The 23,914-nt window shown below is 59.0% G+C and carries 14 protein-coding genes and 3 pseudogenes; 14 read left to right on the top strand and 3 right to left on the bottom strand.

All coding sequences use genetic code 11. The features are described from left to right. From FEI13_RS17655 to FEI13_RS17610, 10 genes and pseudogenes are all read left to right on the top strand, one after another. Nucleotides 1-1,589: pseudogene (locus FEI13_RS17655) on the top strand (DNA-directed RNA polymerase subunit beta'); the annotation flags it as partial. An 87-nt stretch (nt 1,590-1,676) separates the two neighbouring features. Then, on the top strand, nt 1,677-2,750 hold the full coding sequence (locus tag FEI13_RS17650; RefSeq protein ID WP_138182821.1) for a toxin-antitoxin system YwqK family antitoxin: 1,074 nt from the start codon (nt 1,677-1,679) through the stop codon (nt 2,748-2,750). A gap of 123 nt (nt 2,751-2,873) precedes the next feature. Further along, a complete protein-coding gene (locus FEI13_RS17645) occupies nt 2,874-4,625 on the top strand; it encodes a hypothetical protein (protein WP_138182820.1) in 1,752 nt (583 codons plus the stop codon). Continuing rightward, nucleotides 4,625-5,350, top strand: a complete 726-nt coding sequence (locus FEI13_RS17640; RefSeq protein ID WP_204758420.1) for an OmpA family protein — start codon at nt 4,625-4,627, stop codon at nt 5,348-5,350. Before FEI13_RS17645 ends, FEI13_RS17640 begins: the two co-directional genes overlap by 1 nt. Continuing rightward, nucleotides 5,347-6,510 (top strand): HNH endonuclease, encoded by a 1,164-nt coding sequence (locus tag FEI13_RS17635; protein WP_138182819.1) that lies wholly within the window; start codon nt 5,347-5,349, stop codon nt 6,508-6,510. The genes FEI13_RS17640 and FEI13_RS17635 overlap by 4 nt, the downstream gene beginning before the upstream one ends. A 217-nt stretch (nt 6,511-6,727) precedes the next feature. Continuing rightward, nucleotides 6,728-13,276 (top strand): DEAD/DEAH box helicase, encoded by a 6,549-nt coding sequence (locus FEI13_RS17630; protein ID WP_138182818.1) that lies wholly within the window; start codon nt 6,728-6,730, stop codon nt 13,274-13,276. Further along, nucleotides 13,273-15,435, top strand: a complete 2,163-nt coding sequence (locus tag FEI13_RS17625; protein ID WP_138182817.1) for a UvrD-helicase domain-containing protein — start codon at nt 13,273-13,275, stop codon at nt 15,433-15,435. The genes FEI13_RS17630 and FEI13_RS17625 overlap by 4 nt, the downstream gene beginning before the upstream one ends. A gap of 261 nt (nt 15,436-15,696) precedes the next feature. After that, nucleotides 15,697-16,131: a LexA family protein gene (locus tag FEI13_RS17620; protein WP_138182816.1), complete on the top strand. Its 435-nt coding sequence runs from the start codon at nt 15,697-15,699 to the stop codon at nt 16,129-16,131. An 8-nt stretch (nt 16,132-16,139) separates the two neighbouring features. Then, nucleotides 16,140-17,442 (top strand): annotated as a pseudogene (locus tag FEI13_RS17615) (Y-family DNA polymerase). 22 nt (nt 17,443-17,464) lie between these two features. Further along, the gene (locus tag FEI13_RS17610; RefSeq protein WP_138182815.1) at nt 17,465-18,016 is read left to right on the top strand and encodes a hypothetical protein; all 552 of its coding nucleotides are present in this window, start codon (nt 17,465-17,467) and stop codon (nt 18,014-18,016) included. Nucleotides 18,017-18,020: 4 nt separating this feature from the next. Here the strand turns inward: FEI13_RS17610 and FEI13_RS17605 are convergent, their stop codons facing one another. The 3 genes from FEI13_RS17605 to FEI13_RS17595 are packed head-to-tail and all read right to left on the bottom strand — an operon-like array spanning nt 18,021 to nt 20,362. Further along, nucleotides 18,021-18,335, bottom strand: a complete 315-nt coding sequence (locus tag FEI13_RS17605) for an SOS response-associated peptidase family protein (RefSeq protein ID WP_240036564.1) — start codon at nt 18,333-18,335, stop codon at nt 18,021-18,023. Nucleotides 18,336-18,352: 17 nt separating this feature from the next. Next, a complete protein-coding gene (locus FEI13_RS17600; RefSeq protein WP_138182813.1) occupies nt 18,353-19,603 on the bottom strand; it encodes an AAA family ATPase in 1,251 nt (416 codons plus the stop codon). Between the two features lie 60 nt (nt 19,604-19,663). Continuing rightward, nucleotides 19,664-20,362 (bottom strand): XRE family transcriptional regulator, encoded by a 699-nt coding sequence (locus FEI13_RS17595; protein ID WP_138182812.1) that lies wholly within the window; start codon nt 20,360-20,362, stop codon nt 19,664-19,666. Nucleotides 20,363-20,447: 85 nt separating this feature from the next. Between FEI13_RS17595 and FEI13_RS17590 the strand changes: the two genes are divergently transcribed. The 4 genes and pseudogenes from FEI13_RS17590 to FEI13_RS19295 form a co-directional block, all read left to right on the top strand. Further along, nucleotides 20,448-20,663, top strand: a complete 216-nt coding sequence (locus FEI13_RS17590; RefSeq protein ID WP_138182811.1) for a hypothetical protein — start codon at nt 20,448-20,450, stop codon at nt 20,661-20,663. 1,368 nt (nt 20,664-22,031) lie between these two features. After that, nucleotides 22,032-23,030: an IS5 family transposase gene (locus FEI13_RS17585; protein ID WP_138182810.1), complete on the top strand. Its 999-nt coding sequence runs from the start codon at nt 22,032-22,034 to the stop codon at nt 23,028-23,030. Nucleotides 23,031-23,126: 96 nt separating this feature from the next. Further along, nucleotides 23,127-23,471 (top strand): hypothetical protein, encoded by a 345-nt coding sequence (locus FEI13_RS17580; protein ID WP_138182809.1) that lies wholly within the window; start codon nt 23,127-23,129, stop codon nt 23,469-23,471. A gap of 254 nt (nt 23,472-23,725) precedes the next feature. After that, a pseudogene (locus FEI13_RS19295) lies at nt 23,726-23,914 on the top strand (hypothetical protein); the annotation flags it as partial.

Genomic DNA, 23,914 nt, shown 5'->3' with positions numbered 1-23,914 from the left:
TGCTCGACGAGGCCTGGTGTGCCGAGCTCGACACCATGGGTGTCGACGAGATCGTGGTGCGCTCGACCATCACCTGCGAGACCCCGCATGGCGTCTGCTCGGCCTGCTACGGACGGGATCTCGCACGGCGTCACCAGGTGCATATAGGCGAAGCGGTAGGGATCATTGCCGCTCAGTCCATCGGTGAGCCAGGCACTCAAATGATGCTCGATAGTAAGAAGAATTCGGGCTCGGTTTCGAGAACTCAGCCGCTTGGAAATATTCAGATAAAGCACGGTGGCAAGGTGCGCTTGCACAACATCAAGTGCGTCGAGCGCAGCGACGGCAAGCTGGTGGTGGTGTCCCGCTCCGGTGCCTTGGCCGTGGCCGACGAACATGGCCGCGAACGGGAATACTACAAGCTGCCCTATGGTGCGGAGCTTTCGGTCAAAGATAATAATAAAGTCAATGCTGGGCAGGTAGTAGCGAACTGGGCCCCCTACAGCCACCCGATTATTGCCGAAGTGGAAGGGAATGTTTTTTATGAAAATGATAATAGTTTCGTTACGATTGTGAAGAAGTTGCCACGGAGGAGTGATTCTCTAGGGAGTAAAGTGGAGCGTTGGGCACGCTCAGTTTTGGGAATTCCAATTCATTCCACTGAGGAGCAATCTCACGTAACTTTCCGTTATCCTATTCCTCCAGCTTCGTCTGTCCCATTCCTCAGCGGTGCTAAAGTTGGCATTGGTGAGGCCATCACGCGCATCCCTTTCGAGGTGACCCACAACCAGGATATCACCGTGGGTATGCCGCGCGTCATCGACTTGTTCGAGGCGCGCAAACCCAAGGAGTCCTCCATTCTTTCCGAGATCAGCGGTGTTATCAGCTTTGGTAAGGAGAGCATGGGCTATCGTCGTCTGGCAATTACACCAGACAAGGGTGACCCCTTCGAAATGCTGATCCCCAAGTGGCGCCAGATCGCGGTCTTCGAGGGCGAGTCGGTCGAGAAGGGCGAGGTGATCTCGGACGGCCCGAGCAACCCACACGATATCCTGCGGTTGCTGGGCATCGCCGAGCTGGCCAAGTACATCACCACCGAGGTGCAGGACGTCTATCGCCTGCAGGGCGTGGGCATCAACGACAAGCACATCGAGGTGATCGTGCGTCAGATGCTGCGCAAGGTGGAGATCGCCGACGCCGGCGACAGCGACTTCATCCCCGGCGACCAGGCCGATCTGGTCCGCGTGCTCGAGCAGAACGCGCGCCTGGAGAAGGAGGAGAAGTTCCCGGCCAAGTACCAGCGGCTGCTGCTGGGGATCACCAAGGCCAGCCTGGCCACCGAGTCGTTCATCTCCGCGGCCTCCTTCCAGGAGACCACGCGGGTGCTGACCGAGGCGGCTGTCACCGGCAAGCGCGACTACCTGCGCGGCCTCAAGGAGAACGTGGTGGTGGGTCGTCTGATCCCGGCCGGTACCGGCCTCACCCACCACGCGGAGCGTCGCCGCAAGCGTGGAGACGCCGAGCGGCTGCTCCACCCGTCGGCCTACAACGTCGAGCAGGAGCTGGGTGCCCAGCTCACGGCGCTCGATTCGGACGACGACGAGATATGAAAAATTGGCTCTTCGTATTCAAGGTTTTCTGAAAAAAATAGCCTGTCAGATTTTTTGGCATAAAATTCTCACACTCAAGGAAGAAACATGTCATTTTTTGGCAATATAAAAAAAGCCACCGTCTCGACAGCCAAAGCCATCAGCAATGGAGTTGAGCTTCTGGATGAGCTGGCAGATGGAGTGCAGAAAAGCTCAGAACTACTTCTTATAAAAACCCAAGCCTCAAGTTTGGAGAATGACATAAACCACCTGATCAGCAATTCAGCTGACCTAATAGAAACCAGCGAAAAACGAAAAGCACTATCAAAAAAATACGATGAAATCATCGCAAAAACATTAGACTCTGAAAAAGATGAATATGTAAGAAAAAACAATTCCCTAAAAAAAGAAATAGAACTCTCCAGTATCAATAGCATAGAAAAAAGGGTAGCCAACAAAGAGCAGGAGCTTTCTTCTCATGACTTCAACCTGGCAATCACCGAGATACGCAAACTTGAAAGTATAAAAAAAGACCTTGAGCATTTACTAAGAATAACCCAACCCAAACAACATGAAGCCGCCCATCAAAAAGCACTTGAAAAAATCAACAGCATTATATCAAGGGTGACTGATCTGCAGGAAAAGAGACACGAGGAAATCATCAGCAACCACCCTTCCGGAGAGAAAAAATATAAGGTAAAGCTTTATGATGGAGAAAAGCATGGCATGTCCGAATTCTGGTATGAAAACGGCACAAAGGAAAAGGAAATTTCATTCTCACATGGAGAATTAATCGGCACATCAAGATACTGGCGAAACGACGGAACGATCTTGTCTGAAATCTCAAGTCAGCCGATGCATGGCACCTATATTCATTCTGCCTTTGCTAGAAATGGCACAAAAATCATGAAATCCTCACTAAAAAATAAACAAGGACATATAGATATCTGGCTTTGGGATGGAAGCTTTGTTTGCAGAGCAAAAATAAAAAACAACAAAGTTAACAAACTATCCGCTTTCGTAAGATCAGTAATGCGAAAAAGAATCTGGGTAGCTATTTACAGCGCAAGAAAGCCAGGCTTAGAACAGGACATGCTCAATGAAATGGAGCAAACAGTAGAAGTTTACACTAAGTTTTCCAATGAATTATTAAGCCACCTGACATATGGAAAGGTTTCATGAAAATCCATAAGCCAGCTGACTCAAAAAACCTTGACAACTACGCAACTCTGAAATAGATAGGGCTCGCATTAGGAACGTTAAAAAACGTCGCAATATATAAAATGGCCAAAAGGGAACTGAAGTATGGATTTTTTTACGGCACTTTTACGCGGTCCGAGCGGATTGGAAACCTATCTAGCCACCGCTGACGCCGGCACGGTCACCAGCGTGTTTTTCGGCCTGATCGCGGGTTTCTTCGTCATTGCGCTGGTCTGCTACAAGACGGATAAGCTCAGGAGCCTGACCCACTACACCCCCAACCTGCTCACCTCGCTGGGGATGCTGGGAACCTTTATCGGTATCGTTATCGGCCTTCTTCACTTCGATCCGGAAGATATCGACGGGAGCATCAGCCTATTGCTAGGTGGCTTGCAGACGGCTTTCATGACCAGTTTGTTCGGCATGGCAATGACTATAATCTACAAGGTGATCACTGGCCTCCCCTGGCTGCAGCCGAAGGCGAATGTTGCCAGCGGCCCGGACGAGATCGGCCCGGAACATATCCACCAGCTTCTGCGAGAACAGAACGAAAATCTCGCTAGTCTGCATCAGGCAATCGCCGGTGACGACAGCGATACGTTGACAGGGCAGATTCGCCTGCTGCGCCAGCATCAGGACGACAATCACAAGGCACTTGCCAAAGAAGCTAGCCGCCAAGCCGAGGCTGCCGAGGCATTGGGCCTACACGCCGAAGCCCAGCGCGAACGCTTCGATGCCTTCGCCCGTGAGCTCACGACACAGATGCAGGACTTCGCGGAGATGATGTCGAAGTCCGCCACCGAACAGGTGATCAATGCCCTCAAGGAGGTCATTCAGGACTTCAACAACCAGTTGACTGAGCAGTTCGGTGAAAACTTCAAGGCACTAGATGCCTCGGTGAAGTCACTGGTCGAGTGGCAGGAAAACTACCGTCAGCAACTCGGCGAGATGCGTGACCAGTATGCCCAAGGCGTTACCGCCATTGCCCAGACAGAGGCCAGCGTGACAGCCATCAGCGACAAGGCCACGGCGATTCCAGAGACCATGAGCGGCCTCGAAACCCTGCTCACCACTACCCAGCGTCAATTGGATGACCTCGAATCGCACTTGGGCGCCTTCAAGGACATGCGTGACCGCGCTGTGGAAGCCGTACCGGAGATTCGGCGCCAAGTCGATGAAACCGTCTCCGAGATCAATCAGGCCGCCCAGAGTGCTGCACAGGAACTGATGACGGGCAGTGCCAGTATGAAGGATGAGCTACTCCAGGGTAGTGCGCGCCTTAATCAGGAAATGATCGAAGGTGCCAGCGGCCTGAATGATCGCTACAACCGCGTACATGAATCCCTACAGGGGACTTCCGACCAGCTCTCCTCCCAATCAGACAAGATTGCCCAGAGTCTCGAGGATGCTTATAAGGACCTGAATACCCGTCTCTCCGACATGACGACGCATCTCACCAGTAATAGTGAGCAGCTCACCCGAACCCTGAGCGAGGCTGGCGAGGAGACCCAGAACCAGCTACGTCAGGCACATGGTCAGTCCCGCGAGCTGCTCGAGAGCGTGCAGAGCCAGCATCGCCAGGCGCTGGAATCGGCCAGCGAACAATATCAGCGCGAGCTTAGCGCGGCTCAACAACAACTGAATGGAGTGCTCAAGGAAGTGGTGCAGAGCACCGGAAAATCCGTTAGCGATCAGGTCGGTGCTCTTGACCAAGGCATGCAGGAAGAGCTCTCCCGAAGCCTAACGCAGATGGGCAACCAGTTGGCCCAGATTACCGGTCGTTTTACGCAGGACTACCAGCAGCTCACTAACGAGATGCATAAAGTCGTGCAATCCGCCAATAGTGGGGCTTACTAATGAGCCGCCTGAACACTATTTTTGGCCAGGGAAGCTCGGCTGGTAACGAAGAAGAACATCATTGGCTGAGCGTCTCTGACCTGATGGCCGGCCTCATGATGGTGTTCCTGTTGATCTCGATTGCGTTGATGCGTCATGCCCTTGAACAGCGTGATCGTGTCACTGAGGTCGCCGAGGCTTATCAGGAAACACAGGTCGCGATCTATCAGGCCCTGATGGATGAATTTTCCGATGACCTAGAAACCTGGCAGGCCGAGATTAATGCCGACACTTTAGCGCTGACCTTCCAGTCACCGAAGGTGCTTTTTACCACTGGATCGGCTCAGCTTCGCCCACGTTTCGAAGGCATTCTTAACGACTTCTATCCCCGTTATCTCGACGTACTCACTCCCTTTCGGGAAGCCATCGACGAGATCCGTATCGAGGGCCACACCTCCAGCCGTTGGAACAGCAGCGTGGGTGAGGACGAAGCCTACTTCCGCAACATGAAGCTCTCCCAGGACCGAACTCGATCGGTACTGAGCTATCTCTATCAACTGCCAGAAACACAGTTGCAAAAGAGCTGGGTGAAACAGACCATCGCCGCCGTGGGTTTCTCTTCCTCGCACCTAGTGCTGAACGACCTAGGCCAAGAAGACCATGATCGCTCGCGCCGGGTCAGCTTCCGTATCCTGACCAATGCTGAAAGCCAGATTCGTGAAATCCTCTCCGAGGTGGATTCATGAAACTCGAGATTGACTTAACCGCCCTGCGTGCAGCGGTCAGTCGCATGGGGCCACCAATGGCTGCCGAGTTCAACCTCAAGAACTCGTTACCGCCCCCAGCCAATGTAAAAACTGCTTCTAGCGCTCCACCCATCATCGAAGAAGGTGGCCGAGAGATAAGCTGGGAGGAGTTCAAGGAAGTCAAAAAAACGGGCAATCTGCTGGAATACAAGGGCCAGCAGATTCTACTCTATATGCCAGGCCACCCTCAGAACCGCTTCGAGGATGCGCAAATCGACCCTTTGAATGGCAACCGGGTGCACATTGCTTTCTGCCGTCACCTGGAAGAAATGAAGCGAACAGGAAACTTTCATCGGTACATTGCCACACAAGACCAAGACGGTGAGTTTCGCATTTACTCCCGCCAAAACCCGTCAATGGAAGTTAATGTACGCCTTCGTGTCTGTATGCTCTGCCTGAGCAAGCTGAACTACAAAGGTTACAGTAAACCCGGCAACAAGGCTGCCTTTTCTAGCTTTTCCTTTTATGAATTCTTTCAGCACTACGAATCCTTCTTCAACGAACATCCGGCCCCAAAACCACAAACTCATGAGGAAAAGGGCTATACCCGAGACTGGCCTGAAGTATCGCGTGCTTACAGGGCGTCAAAAGACTACACCTGCGAAAGCTGCGGTGTAACGCTCAATGGCCATCGCCACCTGTTGCACACCCACCACCTCAACGGGGTTCGCGATAACAATGCCGACGCTAACCTCAGGGCGCTCTGTGCGGATTGTCATAGCAAGCAGCCCGGCCATGATCACATGGTGGTTACCCATAATGACCGACATACCATTGCTCACCTCCGCTGCGAGCAGAAATGCGCGGATACTGCCGACTGGCAAGAGGTTTTCGACTTGGCTGACCCCGGCCTCAATGGTCTGCTGCACCATCTCAAGACGCTCAAAGCCCCATTGCCGGAGGTGGGCCTGGACGTTCAGGATGAACGCGAGGCAATCGTCGCCAACCTGGAACTGGCATGGCCTGAAAGGCGTGTAGGCGTCGCGATTGGTCCCGAAGACGCCAAACAGGCTCGAGAGCAGGGCTGGCGAGTATTCAGCGTATCTCAGTGCCTGGATAGCCCAGGAAAGTTGAAAAGCCAGATCGTGCCGCCTGAATGAGCAGCCCAGCCTGCAGCACCAACATCAGCTTCGATGCGTTTAATGCCTACGCCTTGAGCACCTCGAAACGTCCGTTGCTGCCGATAAGCTTCGGCGAGGTCAGTCAATGCCCACCATTTATCAGCCGCAGTGGGGCTTGTGTCTCGGCGTAGCAAGGTGTTTCTGTTAATTTGAGTGAACATAAGAGCCTGCGCAAGGAAGTGCCCAAGGAGCCTGCATGCTGCCGAGTATCGTTGCCCATGAACTGCAGCTGAGCCTGCACGACTACCTGCGGGCGGCTTTCCCGATCTCTACGCCGCACTTCCGCGGCGACGACGACCAGGGTGAGACGGCGCTGATCGACCGCTTCCTGGCCACACCGGGCAAGCTGCTCAAGGGCCCCTACCTGTCGCTTGGCCTTCCGTTCCGTCGCGACGATCGAGACCTCCCCTTCCGGCATGTTGATCCGGGGTTCCCGCCCTATCGCCACCAGCAGCAGGCCTTCCAACGCCTGTGCGGAGAAGTGAAGCACTCCACCCTGGTGGCTACCGGCACCGGCTCGGGCAAGACCGAGTGCTTCCTGTTGCCGATCCTCGATCACTGCGCTGGCCTGCGTGCCGACCCGGCGGTGACCGAAAAGCGCGGTATCAAGGCGCTGATCATCTACCCCATGAACGCGCTGGCCAGCGACCAGGCACGCCGGGTGGCTCGGCTGGTCAATGGGCTCGGCACCAAACTCACGGTGGGGCTTTTTACCGGTGACAATCCCGAAGCACCAGCGAAGTCGATGTCGCCAGAGGGGGTGATCACCGATAAGGAGACCCTGCGCCAGCATCCACCGGACATCCTGCTCACCAACTACAAGATGCTCGATTTCCTGCTGATGCGGCCCAAGGATCAACCGCTGTGGCGCTACAACGCACCCGGCATCCTGCGCTATCTGGTGGTGGACGAGTTGCACACCTTCGATGGCGCCCAGGGCACCGACCTGGCCTGCCTGATCCGGCGCCTGCGAGAGCGGCTACGGTCGGGCGACGAGCTGGCCTGTGTGGGCACCTCCGCCACCATCGGCGACGCCACTGCCTCTCAGCACCTGCGCGACTATGCGGCATCGATCTTTGCCACCGGGTTCGATGACGACAGCCTAGTGCTGGAAGATCGCCTCTCCGCCGACGAGTATCTCACCGCGGCCACTGACGAACATGGCGAGGTGAGCTTCCACGCCTGGCCGGAAAGCCTGGCCGAGCGTCGCCAGCTCGACCCGCAACGCTTCGAACGGCCGGAGGCCTATCTGGCCGCCGCCTACCAGCGCTGGTTTGTCGATGGCGGTATCCCTCCGACTACTGACGTGACGGCGCTGAGCGATGCCGACCACCCCGCGCACGCCGCCGCGCGGGTAGCACTGGGCCGCGACCTCAAACGACACGACGCCTTCCACCGCCTGTTGCGGGACAGTGAGGGGGTCACCGACCTGAAGGCACTGCTGGAACGCTGGAAACGCGAGCGCCAATGGGCCGGGGAGCCTGAGGTACTGCTGCACAGCCTGCTGGCGTTGGTATCGGCGGCCCGTGAGCCCCTCCCCCGTGATGACGGAGAACCCTTGCTGGCGCCACTGCTGACCGTGCGCCTGCAGCTGTGGTTGCGGGAACTGTCGCGCATGGTCGCCCGCGTGGACGGTACTCCCGAACTGGTCCACGCCGACGACGACCCCCAGGGACGCCCGCGCCCCGGCATGCCCCTAGACGAGCAGGCTCCACTGCGGCTGCCGCTGATTCACTGTCGCGACTGCCACGCCGCGGCTTGGGGCACATTGAAGGCCGAGGATGCGCGCCATGTCTCACGCGACCTCTCCGCCTTCTATCGCGGCTACTTCCAGCAGTCGCCGGACGTCTGCCTGCTCTACCCATTGGGCGAGGCCATACCGCCCAGCGATCGCACCGGCCAGGTCAAGCAGCTGTGCCCCACTTGCGCAGCCCTGACCCATGGGGATGCCAGCGGCCCGTGCCCGGCCTGCGGCACTCAGGGACAGCTGCGCGTCTGGCAACCGGCGCTGCAGGAGCGCCGTCGCGAGCGATTGGTGGCAGCAACCGACCACTGCCCCTGGTGCCGCTCCCGCGGTGGACTGTCCATCCTCGGCTTCCGTGCCGCCTCGCTCGCCAGCACCCTGCTGGCGCGTCTCTACCAGTCTCCCTACAACGATGACCGCAAGACCATCGCCTTCTCCGATAGCGTACAGGATGCCGCTCATCGCGCCGGCTTCTTCGAGGCCCGCACCTGGCGCCAGGCCCTCCGCCAGGCGCTGGATGGCTGGCTGACCAGCCAGGGACAGGGTCTATCGCTGGATCGTCTGGCCAGCACCTTCGCCCTGGCCATGCGCCGGCAAGCCGGCAGCGATGCCGACTTCGTGGGGCGCTGGCTGGCTCCCAACATGGCCTGGCTGAAAGATGCCGACAGTCTGCAGCAGCACGGCAGCCTGCCGGCTGGCAGCGACCTCCCGGAACTTGTCACCAGGCGGCTGGACTGGGAGGTGCATAGCGAGCTGGGCCTGCGCAGCCAGATCGGCCGTACCCTGGAGCGTCAGGGCCGGGTGACCTTAGGGGTGGATACGACCCTGCTCGAGGCTGCCGCCGAGCGCTTGGCAGGCGACTGGGCCCAGGAGCTGCCCGGCATCGGTGAGGTGACAGCGGCGCAGGCTGCCCGTTTCCTGCTCGGTGTACTGCATCGCCTGCGCACCCGCGGTGGTTTCGAACACCCCGAGGTGGAGGGCTATGCCCGCGACGGCGGCGAGACTTGGTTCTTCCGCCGCAGCCTGTGCTTGCCCAACTACGGCCCACGCGCTGCGCCACCGGCCTTCCTGACCCTGGAGCCAGTATCAAAGAACTTCGACACCATCACCGGTGCGCGACGCCCCGGGGGAGGTGGAAACTGGTATGCCGGCTGGTTTCTCAAGCAGCTGGGTGCCGATCAGGTGCTCGCCGGCGATCTCGGCCAGGCTTATCGCCTGGCGCTGCGCGCCCTGGAGCGCGAGGGGCTGGTACGCTCGCTGGTCCAGCTACGCGGTCGCGAAGTATGGGCGCTCACCCGCCCTCACTGGCGGGCGGTGACCCAGCCGCTGGCACTGCGATGCTCGGCTTGCGGCCAGCGCCACCAGGCACCACCGGACCAGCTGATGCTCTGGCAGGGGCTAGCCTGCCTGCAGCCACAATGCCGCGGCCGACTCGAGCCGGCCGCCCCCTTCCGCTGGGCATTGGCCCCCTCGCCCAGGCCACCCACTCGGCTGGTCAGCCATGAGCACACCGGGCTGCTGGATGCCGATACCCGCGCCTGGGTGGAGCACTCCTTCATCACCGGCGACCGACCCTGGGACATCAACCTGCTCTCGGCCACACCGACGCTTGAGATGGGCATCGACATTGGCGACCTCTCATCGGTGCTGCTGTGCTCCACGCCGCCGGCCCAGGCCAACTACCTGCAACGCATCGGCCGCGCTGGGCGTCGCGACGGTAATGCCCTGAATGTCACCATCGCCAACGCCGCGCCACACGACCTCTACTTCTACGCCGAGCCCCTCGAGATGATGGCCGGCAGCGTGCAACCGCCTGGGGTTTTCCTCCAGGCCACCGCCGTGCTGGAGCGCCAGCTGTTGGCATACGCCTTCGACCATTGGGTGGCCGACGCGGCTCGCGACGGAACGCTCGATGAAAAGATGCTACCGGGAAGGCTCTCGTCGGTACTGGACAATATCACCCGCGACGACCGTAGAGGCTTTCCCTGGCCGCTGCTGGAGTACGTAAGCCAACACCAGGCGCACCTCTTCGAGGGCTTCTGTGCCCTATTCCCGACGCTCGGCGAGGAGGCCATCGAGCACTTGCGGCGCTATCTGGAAGGCAATAACCAGGATACCCGCAGCCTCGAATACCGCATCGTCAACCGACTGCGACATAAGGCCAACCAGCGCCAGAGCTGGCGAGATACCATTCGCGACTACAAGAACCAGCTGGAACGCCGTCGCAAGCAACCCCAAGACGACGCCAATGAAGAGGCCATGAATGCCATCAATACCGAGCGTCGCGCGCTGATGGACCTGGCCAGACGGCTCGATGCACAGCACACGCTCAACTTCTTCACCGATGAGGGGCTGTTGCCCAACTACGCGTTTCCCGAAGAGGGCGTGACCCTCAATGGCGTGGTGATCCGTTCGGTGAGCCGTGCCCAGCGCGAGACAGAGGGTGAGAAGTCATCGCGCCCCTACGAAGTAGTGAGCTATGACTTCCAGCGTCCCGCCCAGAGTGCGCTGGTGGAACTGGCCCCCGAGAACACCTTCTACGCCGTGGGGCGGGCGCTGAAGATCGACCAGGTCAACCTGCGCCTGAGCGACATCGAGTCCTGGCGGCTGTGCAACCACTGCCATTACAGCGAGAACCTCGCCAATGGCGATATCCACGGGGCCTGCCCGCGCTGCGGCAGCCCCCAGTGGGGCGATGGCGCCCAGAAGCGCCAGCTGTTGCGCCTGCGCGAGGTAACCGCCAACGTGCGCGATCGCGATAGTCGTATCGGTGATGACAGCGAGCAGCGCGAGCCCTCCTTCTACACGCGCCAGTTACTCACCGACATCGCACCCGGCAGTGCACGCTTCGCCTACCGCATCGACGATCCCGAATGCCCCTTCGGCTTCGAGTACGTGCCGAAGGCACACTTCCTGGAGATCAACTTCGGTCGCCACGATGACCAGGCGCCCTCGCTGGCGGTTGCCGGGGACGAGCGGCCACGCAGCGGCTTCAGGGTGTGCCAGCACTGCGGCAAGGTGCAGCGTGCGGGCATGAAGGCTCATGAGCGCCACCAGCGCTTCTGTCAGCTGGCTCGTCCTGGTGCCATCGAGCAGGAAGGAGACTTCATCGATAGCCTTTTCCTCTACCGCGAGCTGGAGTCGGAGGCACTCCGCCTGTTGCTGCCGCTCTCCGATGTCGCGATCTCCGATGTCGCCCGTCACTCACTGATCGCCGCACTGCACCTGGGGCTCAAGGCCCATTTCCATGGCAACGTGGACCACCTGCGCATCACCGAACAGCAGACGCCAGGCCAGGCCGGCGGCCCTTCTCGCCACTACCTGGTACTGCATGACAGCGTGCCCGGCGGAACCGGCTACCTGAAGGAGCTGATGCAGTCGCCGGAAACGCTGCTGGCGATGCTCGACAGCGCCCACCACCAGCTGGCGAGCTGTGGCTGCCAGCAGGATCCGACGCTGGATGGCTGCTATCGCTGCCTGCTGGCCTACCGCGAGAGCCGGCACATGGCCAAGATCTCGCGGCGACTGGCCCTGGAGCTGCTGGAACGGATCCTGAATCGCCGCGAGTCACTCGTCGCCATCGACGGCCTGGAAGACGTAGACCTCAATGCCCTGGTGGAGAGCGAGCTGGAGCAGCGGTTTATCGACCTGCTGCCCAGCCTGGATGCCGGGATTCGTCTGGTACCGGAGCTTGTCGCGGGTAACCCGGGGTGGCGCCTTACCCTCGAGACCGGACGCGAGGCCGATGGGAGCCCGCGGCTGACCAGCTGGCGCATCGAGCCCCAGCGCAACCTGGGCCCGGGCGACGGAGTGGTGCTGCCTACCCGTCCCGACTTCATGCTATGGCCCGGCGGAGAGGCCAACCGTGCCGCCCGCCCCTTGGCGCTCTACCTTGACGGCTTCCAGTTCCACTACGAGCGGCTGGACGATGACACCGCAAAGCGCCAGGCAGTGCTGGCATCCAACCGCTTCCAGGTCTGGACCCTGGGCTGGCGCGACCTGGACGGGGCACCACCGGAGGTTCCCCTGTGGCAACGCCACCCCGACCATCACCTGGGCCAACTCTATGATGCGCTGGCCGACAAGCTGGGCCTGGCCAGCCGCCATGACGGCGCCAAGGCGTTGCACGAGAGCTCACTGACCTGGCTGCTGGCCTACCTGCGAGATCCAGCGGACTCGGCACGGCAACTAGGCGAGGCGGCGTTGGGTCAGGCCTTTCACTGGCTGGACCCCCGGACCCTCGAGGACCCGGCCCTGCGTCATGCCCTGGACCTGGAACTGGCCGAGAACGCTCCCCCGGGTATCCACCGTGCATTGCTCCCCGATGGGAGCGCAGAAGGTCGGTTGCTGGGTGGCGCCCTGGATGCCTTGGGCAGCGGGGCCTCTCGTGATGAGCCCGCGGGCAGCGAGGCGGCGGTGAGCATCTCTGCGGCTGCCCTACAGGACGCCCGACGCCTGAGCCGGGAGCTGCAGTTGCACCTCAGCCTGGACGACCGCCATCTGCCTGCCAGCCCGGAGGGCGAAGGCCGCTGGCGGGCCTTCTGGCACGCCGCCAACCTGCTGCAGTTCCTGCCACGCTTCTCGCTGTGCTCTGTAAGCGGCGTGGCTAACGGAGTCGTCACCGATGCCGTGGCGGAATGTCCGGCACTGGCCGTTGAAACTGACGAGGTCGCCGAGCCACAGGATGCGATCAGCGCCGAGTGGCAGGCGCTGATCGACGATGAGCTGACCCTGCTGCCGCCCGAATGGGTCACTGCCCTGGCCGAGCGCGGTCTGCCGCTGCCGACCCCGGGTCTGGATGTACTGGACGCCTTCGGAGAGGCTTCCATGACCCTCGAGCTGGCTTGGGAAGGCCCACAGGTGGCAGTGGCCATCGAGGAGGACTTGCCTGCCGGCTGGCGGAAACTACTGGCTGATTGGCGCATCGTGACGCCGGAAGATGACAACGCCATCGAGCGCCTCGCGGACTGGCTGAGTACTGATGAAAGGAGTGAACCATGAGTGAGATCACCGTCGCGCTGTCTCAGGAGTTCCTGGAAGCCTATGCCCGGATTCCCCGCCGCAAGCAGGGCAAGGTGATGGCCATGGTCACCAAGTTTCGCGAGAACCCCCGCTCGCCAGGGCTCAACTACGAGACCCTGGCCACGCCCGACCCCAACCTGCGATCGATTCGCGTCGACGACGACTACCGCGCCATCGTACTGAAACCCGAGCATGGCAACGTTTACGTTCTGCTATGGGTCGACAAACACGACGACGCCTACGACTGGGCTGCCCGCCACCGGGTAGACATCCATCCTCGGACAGGCAGCCTGCAGATCCTTGCCTCGAGCACCGAGGCAGTACCTGCGGAACATCCCGAACCGCCCCCCAACACCATGAGCGCCGCCCCTGCCGAGCCGCTGTTCCAGGCCCGCGACCGCGAGCTGCTCCGACTGGGCGTGCCGGAGATGATGCTGGGGCCGGTCAAGACGCTGACCAACGAGATTGAGCTGGAAGCGCTGGCTCCTCGCCTCCCCGAGGAGGCCTTCGAGGCGCTCACTTTCCTGGCCCAGGGCGAGCCGCTGAACGAGGTACTGGAGACCTACGGGGTACCCGATACGCCCGCCGAGGTGGATCGCCAGGACTTCGCCGCTGCGCTGCGCCGCCCCGATAGCCAACGCCGCTTCCGCGTGGTGGAGGAAGAGCAGGAGCTGGAGCGCATGCTTCAGGCCCCACTGGCCCACTGGCGGGTCTTCCTGCACCCGAGCCAGCGACAGCTGGTGGAGCGCCACTGGAACGGTCCGGTGCGGGTATTGGGGGGTGCCGGTACCGGCAAGACGGTTGTGGTCATGCACCGCGCCCGTTGGCTGGCTCGCCGCCTGCTCGAGGACATGGCCAGCGACAACCAGAAGCGGGTGCTGGTCACCACCTTTACCCGCAATCTGGCCATCGATATCGAGCAACACCTGCGCCAGCTTTGCCGTGATGACGAGCTGGCGCGCATCGAAGTGGTCAATATCGACCGCCTAGTGGCGCGTCTGGTCAAACGACGCGGTGCCCCGAGACTGGTCTACCCCAGCGACAAGGGCTACCGGAAGGCATGGGACTCGGCTATGCAGATGAAGCCTGCCGAACCCAACCTGCCGGAAACCTTCTACCTCGAGGAGTGGCAGCAGGTGATCCTGCCCCAGCATGTGCTGACTCGTCAGGACTACTTCCGCGCTTCCCGGGCCGGTCGCGGCGTGGCCCTCAACCGCCGTCAGCGTGCAGCCCTCTGGCCTGTATTCGAGGAGATGCGCACCCAACTCAGCCACGCCCGCCTGCGCCCCTTCGAGGATGGCGTATTCGAGGCCATCGCCATGGTGGAGCGCGGCGAGCTGTCCGCGCCCTGGGCGCACATTATCGTCGACGAAGCCCAGGACTTCGGCGCCGAGACATTGACCCTGCTGCGCTACCTGGTGCCGGCGGGGCAGGACGATCTGCTCATCGTCGGCGACGGCCACCAGAGAATCTATGGTCGACGGGCGGCACTGTCGCGCTGCGGCATCAATATTCGCGGCCGAGGCAAGAAGCTGCGCATCAACTACCGCACCACCGAACAGACCCGGCGCTTCGCCGTGGCCCTGCTTGAGGGCCAGCCGATCGACGACCTGGACGAGGGCAGCGATAGCCAGCAGGACTACCGTTCGCTGCTGCAGGGAGAGGCACCAGAGCTGCATCACTACCCTGACTTCGACGCCGAGATGGACGCCTTGGCAGAGAGGCTCAATGCCCATCTGGCGCACCACGACCCCGAGGCCCCGGAAGGCCGCGGCGCAGACAGCTGCGTGGTCGCCCGCACTCAGCGGCTGCTGGATCAGATTGCCACCGCACTGGCATCTCATGGCGTACCCACCCATCCCATCTCACGCAATGCCCCCGACGACCCCGAACAAACCGGTGTGCGACTGGCCACCCTGCACCGGGTCAAGGGGCTGGAGTTCCGCGAGATGCATATTGCATGCGTCAACGATGGGGTAATCCCCGCGAAGCACACAGGGCGGACAGAAGACCCGGTGGAACGGCGCCACCGCGAACTCAACGAGCGCGCCCTGCTCCATGTTGCCGCCACCCGGGCCATCGAGAGGCTACACGTCTCCAGCCACGGCCAGCCAAGCCCCTTCCTGAGGAACAGATGAACAATTCGGATCTGGCCGGCTAACGCGCTCAGTGTGGCCAGACCATGGTATCCGCATCTAATGCAGATCCACTTCAACCACCCTGTTTTCTTTGGCAGCCGGGTTTTCCGGCTGCCACGCCAGGCTCAAGAAACACGGGGCCCCGCCATGCCGGGCTCTGGCCGCCAGTTGCCACGCTCCCGCCTTGCATTAGCGTTTGCCTTACGGAGCGCTCCTGCCGAATACTGTACAAATAGACAGCATTTGAAAAGAGAGCTTCCGATGCGTGATCCCGAGATCCACTACCCGCTGCCGGCCCCGCCGCTGCGGCCGCTGCCCCTCACCACCATCCTTGCCGGTATCTCCGGCTTTCCTTCACCAGCCGAGGACTATGTTGGCCGCACGCTGGACCTCAACGAGCGGCTGGTGAAACGCCCCTCGGCCACCTTCTTCATGAGCGTGAAGGGCGACAGCATGGATGGCTTCGGCATCCAGGATGGCGACACCCTGGTGGTCGATCGCTCCATCGATCCACGCCCCGGGCACATCCTGGTCGCCCTGGTCGATGGCGAAGTGATCGTGAAACGCTACGAGAAACGCCAGGGCCAGCCGTTGCTGTGCTCCGGCAACCCGCGCTACGCCCCCATTCCTCTCACCGACCTGGATTGCCAAGTGTGGGGAGTGGTGCGCTCGGTCATCCACGAGCACCCAGTGTAAGCAGCCCCATGATTGGCTTAGTGGACTGCAACAACTTCTATGTGAGCTGCGAGCGGGTCTTCCAGCCGCGGCTCGAAGGCGTACCGGTGGGGGTGATGTCCAACAACGACGGCTGCGTGATTGCCCGCTCCAACGAGCTCAAGGCCCTGGGCGTGGAGATGGGCACCCCTGTAATGCCCCCCCGCCTTCGAGCTGCAGCCCTTGGTGCAGCGCGAGCAGATCCGCCTGCTTTCCTCCAACCACGAGCTCTACGGCGACATGTCCGCCAGGGTGCGCGAGGTCCTCGAGGAGTTCTCCGCCGGCGTCGAGCCCTACTCCATCGATGAGATGTTCGTGCGCTTCGATGGGTTCGACCACGCCACCACGCTCGCCCTGAGCCGCACCCTGCACCACAAGGTGCGCCACAAGGTGCGCCAGTTCACCGGCATCCCCGTGTGCGTTGGCGTGGCCCCCACCCGCACGTTAGCCAAGCTGGCCAACCGCGCCGCCAAGAAGCTGCCGGAATACCAGGGCGTGTGCGTGCTACATGCCGAGAGCGACGCCACCCGCTGCTTGCTCCAGCGTACCGCCCTGGGCGACGTGTGGGGCGTCGGCCGCCGGCTGGTTGAGCGGCTGACCCTGCAGGGCATCGAGACCGCCTGGGATCTCCGCCAAGCTGACCCCAAGGCTATCCGCCGGCGCTACTCCGTTACCCTCGAGCGCACCGTGCGCGAGCTCCAGGGCACACCCTGCATCGAGCTCAACGATGCCGACCGGCCACGCGACCGCATCATGACCTCGCGCTCCTTCGGCCGACTCACCGGCGAACTGGGCGAGGTACAGGCCGCCATCCGCCAACATGCCCAGCGCAGCGCAGAAAAACTCCGTGCCCAGGACAGCCACGCCCGAGCGGTTTACGTGTTCCTCAAGACCAACTGGCACCGGGCGGATCTCGCCCAATACTCCCCGAGCGTGGTGGTCGAGCTGCCCTGCCCCACCGATGACAGCCGATCCATCCTCGCGGCTACGCAGCAGGGACTGGCCGCCATCTACCGGCTCGGGTACCGATTCATGAAAGCCGGAGTGATGCTGCTGGACTTGGTCGACGCCAACCGACAGCAGCTCTCGCTGCTGGATACGCCCAAGCAGACCGTCCAGCGCGAACGGGATCACCAACTAATGACCCCCCTGGATGAGCTCAACCAGAAAATGGGACGTGGTACTGTGAGATTGGGCATGCCAAGCCAACACGCTGCCTGGCACTTACGCTGTGCCCACCGAACTCCTCGCTGGACAACTCGATGGGATGAGCTGCCCAAGCCCCACACATAATCACGCATGGAGAGCAGGGAAGATGATCGAACAATTCAAGCAATGGCTGCTGGAGGTTCAGGACGCAGCACTGGAGGAAAAAAAGGAGAAGGCTGAAAAACAGGGAGATGCCTCTCAGTGGAAGAAGCAGATCTGGAAAAGTCCCGAAAAAAACCGCGCAATCAAAGCTAAATTCCGGGATGAAGGCGCACAGCTAGGTTATCGATCTCGGCCATCCTACAAGACGGGGGCGCGGGAATGGCTGTACGACTTCGTGTGGCGGAAATTCGATGACGAGAACCATCTCCAGGAAGTCGTTCTGGCCATGGAAATCGAGATGTCTGATAGGAATATGAGGTCGCTCATGCTTGACTTTACCAAGCTCTTCCAGTCGGATGCCAGCTACAAGGTGTTCGTGTTCCAGTTCAAGACAGAAGACGAGGTGGGTGCGGCAATGGAGCATTTCATACAATCAGCGCAACGCTACAAAACGAAAATCCCCGCACAGATGCTGCTTTGTGGCTGGAGCACGTCACTGAATCGCTTCCTATTCTCGGATTTCAAGATGGGTAGCCCTGCACTCACAGTAGAGTGATCAATTAGGGCCCTTCATTACTTGGTCGGTTCACCAGCGTACTAACCAGCCAGTGCGTGATCAGCTCAGCATTCAAGTGATGCACCACATGGCGGATCGTCTCGCGGTCGGTCTGGTGCGAATCGAGCCAGGGCTCCAGGCTTTCGACATCCAGGGCCAGGGGCATACGATAGTGAATGTCTTTGGCCACGCCGCGGGCCGGCTCGGTGAGGACGGCGCAGCCGGTCTTGTCGTCCGGCCGTTCGGTCCATATCCCTGCCAGCCAGATCGGCTCGCGATCCTCGCGGCAAAGGAAATGCTGCTGCTTTCTGCCTTCCACCGGCCGGCGAGAGATATCTAACGAGTAAACCCTTTTTTCACCACCTTTTCAGCAGCGTGATCTTTATATAGCGCCAGGCGTATACACATTAAATACCTTGGATCACGAACAGAATATAAGTTATTTGAACTATGCTTATTTAGTAGAGGAGATTCTCCAGAAGATAGTTCAGTCAATATAGAACCAATCCCCATATGGCTTGCAGGTACAGTTGTAGGAAACTCATCACGAATCAGGCTATCGATATGATTCGAATCAAATTGATGCTGCCTAACCTTGGCGATACAAAAAACAACCTGATTCCTCCGCGAGACTGAGGTTTCTCGGCTATTCAGATAACTTCGAACAACTTGATAACTTTGACGCAAGCCAGACTTCAACCAAGCCAGATCTGCCTCTTCCAATAAAGAAGAATCATAATACCAGTCATTATCTTCAATCTTGTAAGCCAAGTACTCACAATACTCGTGCACTCTCTGTGCTATACCGAGAGTGACGTTCATAACGTGCCTAGAAAGAGCTATTATTTCGTTATCAGGAAAATCAACCTTTAAGAGCGAAAAGCCACGGCTAACAATCTGTTCCACCTGCGGCTCATTAAGATTAACCACCTTATCTATTTCTTGTATCCTATTAGAAACCGACTCTGAGCTTTTCGTGGAAGAAAAATATTGGAGCACTCCATTTGGAACCCCAACTATCAACAAATTCACATCGCATGAGGCATATCTATCATCATCAAGAAGAATGACAATATCTGCCAACTCATCCATTAAATATTCTGAACCAAAAATACTTTCAAGATTATCTAGTACTACAATCTTTCGGCCGGGCTTTGCCCCATCAAACAGCCTAAAAGCCTTTAACAGCGGCTCTTCTTGAGCAATCTCGTAATTATCGCTATGTGTCAACCCACCTTTAGCAAAATATGCATTAATTTCTGCTGCTTTTTGCTCACTAAAACCAAGCTTGCTTACAGTCCCAGGCTCAATAAGACAGTTACAAATCTCTTGTGTGACTGACTTAAGCCTTGATGCATTAGCACAATTAGCTACTACAAAGGGGATATCCGCGTCGCTAAGAACTTTTTTATACAACCAAGATTTGCCATTGCCACTATCACCAAAAAGAAGAGAATGGGAGTTTCTCTTCAAAGACCTAACCAGCTCTCTTTCTAAATCAGGCCTATCGACATACATCTCTGAATTAACATCGCTGTTTCTAGGAGTAAAAACATCCGTAATATAAGGACTACGCTGTGAAAACATACATTCCCCTACAAAAACCTCCCAAGAAAGGAGGTTGTTATAATCATTATGTGAATTAACTTAAGAAACCCTTCCAATGCGAATCTCACATCGCCCCAGGATCTCCACGTCCTTCATGTCTTCAGGCTTGATCATCTCGGGCTGGTAATGTTCGTTGTCGCTGATCAGCAGCCAGGCGCCCCCTGCCACGCGCTGAACGCGCTTGATGCGCCGCTCGCCGTGTACCAGCAGCAGAAACACCCCTTCCGGCTTCGGCTCACGCCGGCTGCGGTCCACCAGCACCCAGTCGCCATCGGCGAGGGTGCCGTCCATGGAGTCGCCGCGCACCTTGATGCCCACCACCTGAGCCGGATCCAGCCCCTGGGCGGCTAACTGGTCGGTGGGGAAGTAAAGGGTGGACTCAACCTCTTCCTGTTCCAGGGAGCGGCCATCGCCGGCCGCGGCCTCGATGTCGTACATCTTCACTGCCGCCAGCTGACCACTTCCAGCCAGGGTGTCGACTAGTGTTGCACCATCCTCGAGACGGCTCACCTCAGAGGAACCGATTGATCCCCTTACCGAACGGTTACCTGTTAGCACGTACTCGATATCGGCGCCGGCACCCGATATAGCGGTGAGATAGTCAGCTTTGGGGCTGCGCTCGCCGTTCTCATAGAGCATCTGTGTCTTCTTCGTCACCCCCGCCAGGTCACCGAACTGGGTCTGCGTCAATCCCATACGCTCCCTCTCTCCGCGAAGCCTCTCGCCAAAAGAAACCATTAAGTTCTACTCTCCACTTGACAGAGAAACCATACGGTCCCATCCTAATGCTGAAGTCTTAGACAACCTTAAGGAAGCCTAACCCATGGACACCGCCGAGACCATGCAAGCCGCCATTGCGGCCCGCGCCCCGCGCGGGTGTAACCTCCCGTTGATGGCCCAAGTCAGCGTTACCGAGCGTGCCAAGCTAGAGGGCATCGCCCAGCTGGAGATGCGCTCGCTCTCCGCTACCACCCGAATGCTCATCCTGCTCGGCATCGAGCACTACGAAGCCGAAACCGAACGAGCCGGCCGGGATTGATCTGAACCTGAATAGCCCTAGGTTTCATAGGCAGCATCAGGCCTTTTACTGAAGGTACCTTGGGGATGGTCGATGAAGCCACCAATGCACTGACCTGGCCGTATGAGCGATGCTGTCGACTGTTTGGAGCTGAATGTCCGTCGGCGCCTCCTCGCGGGCCAGGTGACACAGCATGGTATGTTCGGAACAACCGAACTGATGAGCAATGTCCACTTGGCGGGCTCCTTGCTGGTGAAGCTGCCTTATCATGAGAAGCTCCTTTTTGCTCAGCATGGAGTGTCCCTTGCAGATTTTATCACCAGCAAGGAAAGGTCATGCGGGTCGAGGGCAATCAGTTTTGATGATTTACGGACTCATAGTCCCGGCGTAGACAGTAGACGAATCAAAGGCTCCTGCTCTGGAGTTGGGGGGTGGGCGCATGCGCCCACCCCTGCTTCAGGTACCCAACCCTCGGACCAGAACGCTCAGTTGAAGGTGGACCGCATACGGTCCTAGCTGGAGAAGAGGATCAGGTTGAGCAGGGCCGCCGGAGGCGAATCAGAGGCTCCTGCTCTTGGAGTCGGGGGTGGGCGCATGCGCCCACCCTGCTTCAGGTAGCCAACCCTCGAACCGGAACGCTCAGTTGAAGGTGGATCGCATATGGCCCCACCGTGATACGAGGAGCCTACCCTGCCTGCCAGAGACGAAACACAGGCTCCCGCTCTTGGAGTTGTTGTTGGGCGCATGCGCCCACCCTGCTTCAGGCAGCCAATCCCCGGATCGCCCCCCAGGGACATGGAACGCATATTCGGCTCCACCGGGAGAAGAGGATCAAGTCGAGCCTGCCCTGCCGGAGACGAATCACAGGCTCCCGCTCTTGGAGTCGGGTTGGGCGCATGCGCCCGCCCCAGCTTCATGTCGCTGGCTGAGCCAACTGCCTGTTCACCAAGTCCTTCACCGTCCGCCGCTTCGCTTCGGACGTCACCACTTTCACGAGACGACCCCTTAGATAACGGCATTTTAGATTGCGCTTTCCTCCAGCAGCTTGTTTAGGCAAACTACTAGATGATATTGCCATAATATTTCATATGAAGAAAAATCGATGAATTTTAATAAACTCGTTACTTTTATAGACATCGAAGCCTCAGGACTGCATGAGAGTAGCTATCCCATTGAGATTGGCTGGGCAGACACACTCGGTAACAGTGACTCCTTCCTCATCCGTCCGTCTGATCATTGGACATACTGGGACAATGTCGCAGAAGCAGTGCATGGTATAAAGCATGAACAGTTACTAAGGAAACGCTGCACAAATCTCGCCACAGCTGCTTGGCAGCCGTTGGCGGGGTAACATCTGGCCACCCTGTCACCACCTGACCGAGCCATCCGATGAAGCAGATCTCTTTCGCCCAGGCAGAGCACCAGAACAAGAAGAAGGTTACCCGCCGCGAGCGGTTCCTGGCCCAGATGGAGGCTCTGGTGCCTTGGCAACGGCTCATCGACGCGCTGTCGCCGTCCTACTTCCCGAACGCGGCGGGCAAGCGCGGCCGTCCGCCCATCGGCCTGGAGCGCATGCTGCGGATCTACTTCCTGCAACAGTGGTATGCGCTCGCCGACGAGGCGCTCGAAGATGCGATCTACGATAGTCAGGCGATGCGCGACTTCGTGGGTATCGATTTGGCCATCGAGAGCGTACCGGACGCGACCACTCTGCTGCGCTTCCGTCATCTGTTGGAGAAGCATGCGCTGACCCAGCGGATCTTCGAGGAGATCAACGCCCACTTGGCTGAGCAGGGCCTATTCATGCGCGAGGGCACCATCGTCGATGCCACCATTGTGGCGGCCGCCCCTTCCACCAAGAACCAGGCCAAGCAGCGCGATCCAGAGATGAAGCAGACCAAGAAGGGCAACCAGTGGTACTTCGGCCTGAAGGCCCATATCGGCGTCGATGCCGTCACCGGACTGACTCACAGTTTCGTCGCAACCTCGGCCAACGTCGCCGATGTCACCATGGCCGGCGCTTTGGTCCGGGAGGATGACAAGCGGGTATACGGCGACGCGGGTTACACCGGCATGTGGAAGCATCTTGACGAAGAGAAGGATGCCCCGGATTCCAAGTGCTGCGTTGCCGCCAAGCGCGGCGCCATCAAGAAGATGGACGACAGCCCGATGAAAACGCTGCTACTGGCGATCGAGAAAGCCAAGGCCAGCATCCGCGCCAAGGTCGAGCATCCGTTTCATGTGATCAAGAATCTCTTCGGCTACCGGAAGGTGCGCTACAAGGGGCTGGCCAAGAATTATGCGCAACTCTTCAGCCTGTTCGGGCTGGCCAACCTGGTGCTGGCGACACGATGTGAGGGCCAAGTTGATGGGGTCGGTGCGCCTTGAATTTGGCCTGGCAGCCGGATAACCCGGCTGCCAGGGAAATAGGCCGCCTGTGGTGGCCAGACATTCACCGCTAAGAACCAGATGGTGCTGCGCTGAGTGCCAAAGGCGCTCAGTATCGAATTGATCAGCGGTTCCCTAAAGGAAGGAATACCGGTTACCGATGCTGCCGAACGTCTTGATCGGTCACTTGGGCTTGAGACAGTTTTCTGTGATGCGCTTGAGTTCGATTCTTTCTGGCTGGAGAGACTATTTGAAGCAGCAGGCATAGAGCTTTCATTTCAGCTTTCTGGCGTCCATCAGCTATTCGGCACGCTGGGTGCAGAACGCGCATTACTGCTGGAAGAAATTATCAGAAAGACACCTGCTCCACATCGCGCACGCGAAGACGCACAACGGTATGTGGCAGCATACTGTGCTGTGACCGCTAACCATCACCTCTAGCGGTAGAGGGAAATTTTTACAGAACCTCGTGGGACGAATTCCAGGCGACGATGCTACGGGCGGACGCTCTGGGACCGCGTTAGGCTTGTGGTCGCAGTATCGTTCATCCAACGAGGAGTTCAGTCCGAACGGATCATCGTTCACGATGATCATCCGAGATCCTACAGATAGGCACAAAACCTGGGTGCCGCCTTGACGCGATTTTTGTTGTAGGTAGACTGGTCTACCTACAACAAGCTCATTACGGTGTCATCATGACCACATCAACAACCCAAGCACCCAAGAGCGCCCACGATCGCCTGCTCTGTGCAGCGTCGGCGCTATTCTACAGCGACGGCATTACGGCGACAGGTATCGACACCATCGTGTTCTGGTCAAGTCAGAGCGGACACATTTTCAAGCCGCAGCTGCCAATTCAATCTCCCTCGGCGTCTGGTAGCCTA

The sequence above is a fragment of the Halomonas urmiana genome (genome assembly GCF_005780185.1).
GTDB lineage: Bacteria > Pseudomonadota > Gammaproteobacteria > Pseudomonadales > Halomonadaceae > Halomonas > Halomonas urmiana.
This window is presented reverse-complemented; position numbering and strand designations above follow the sequence as displayed.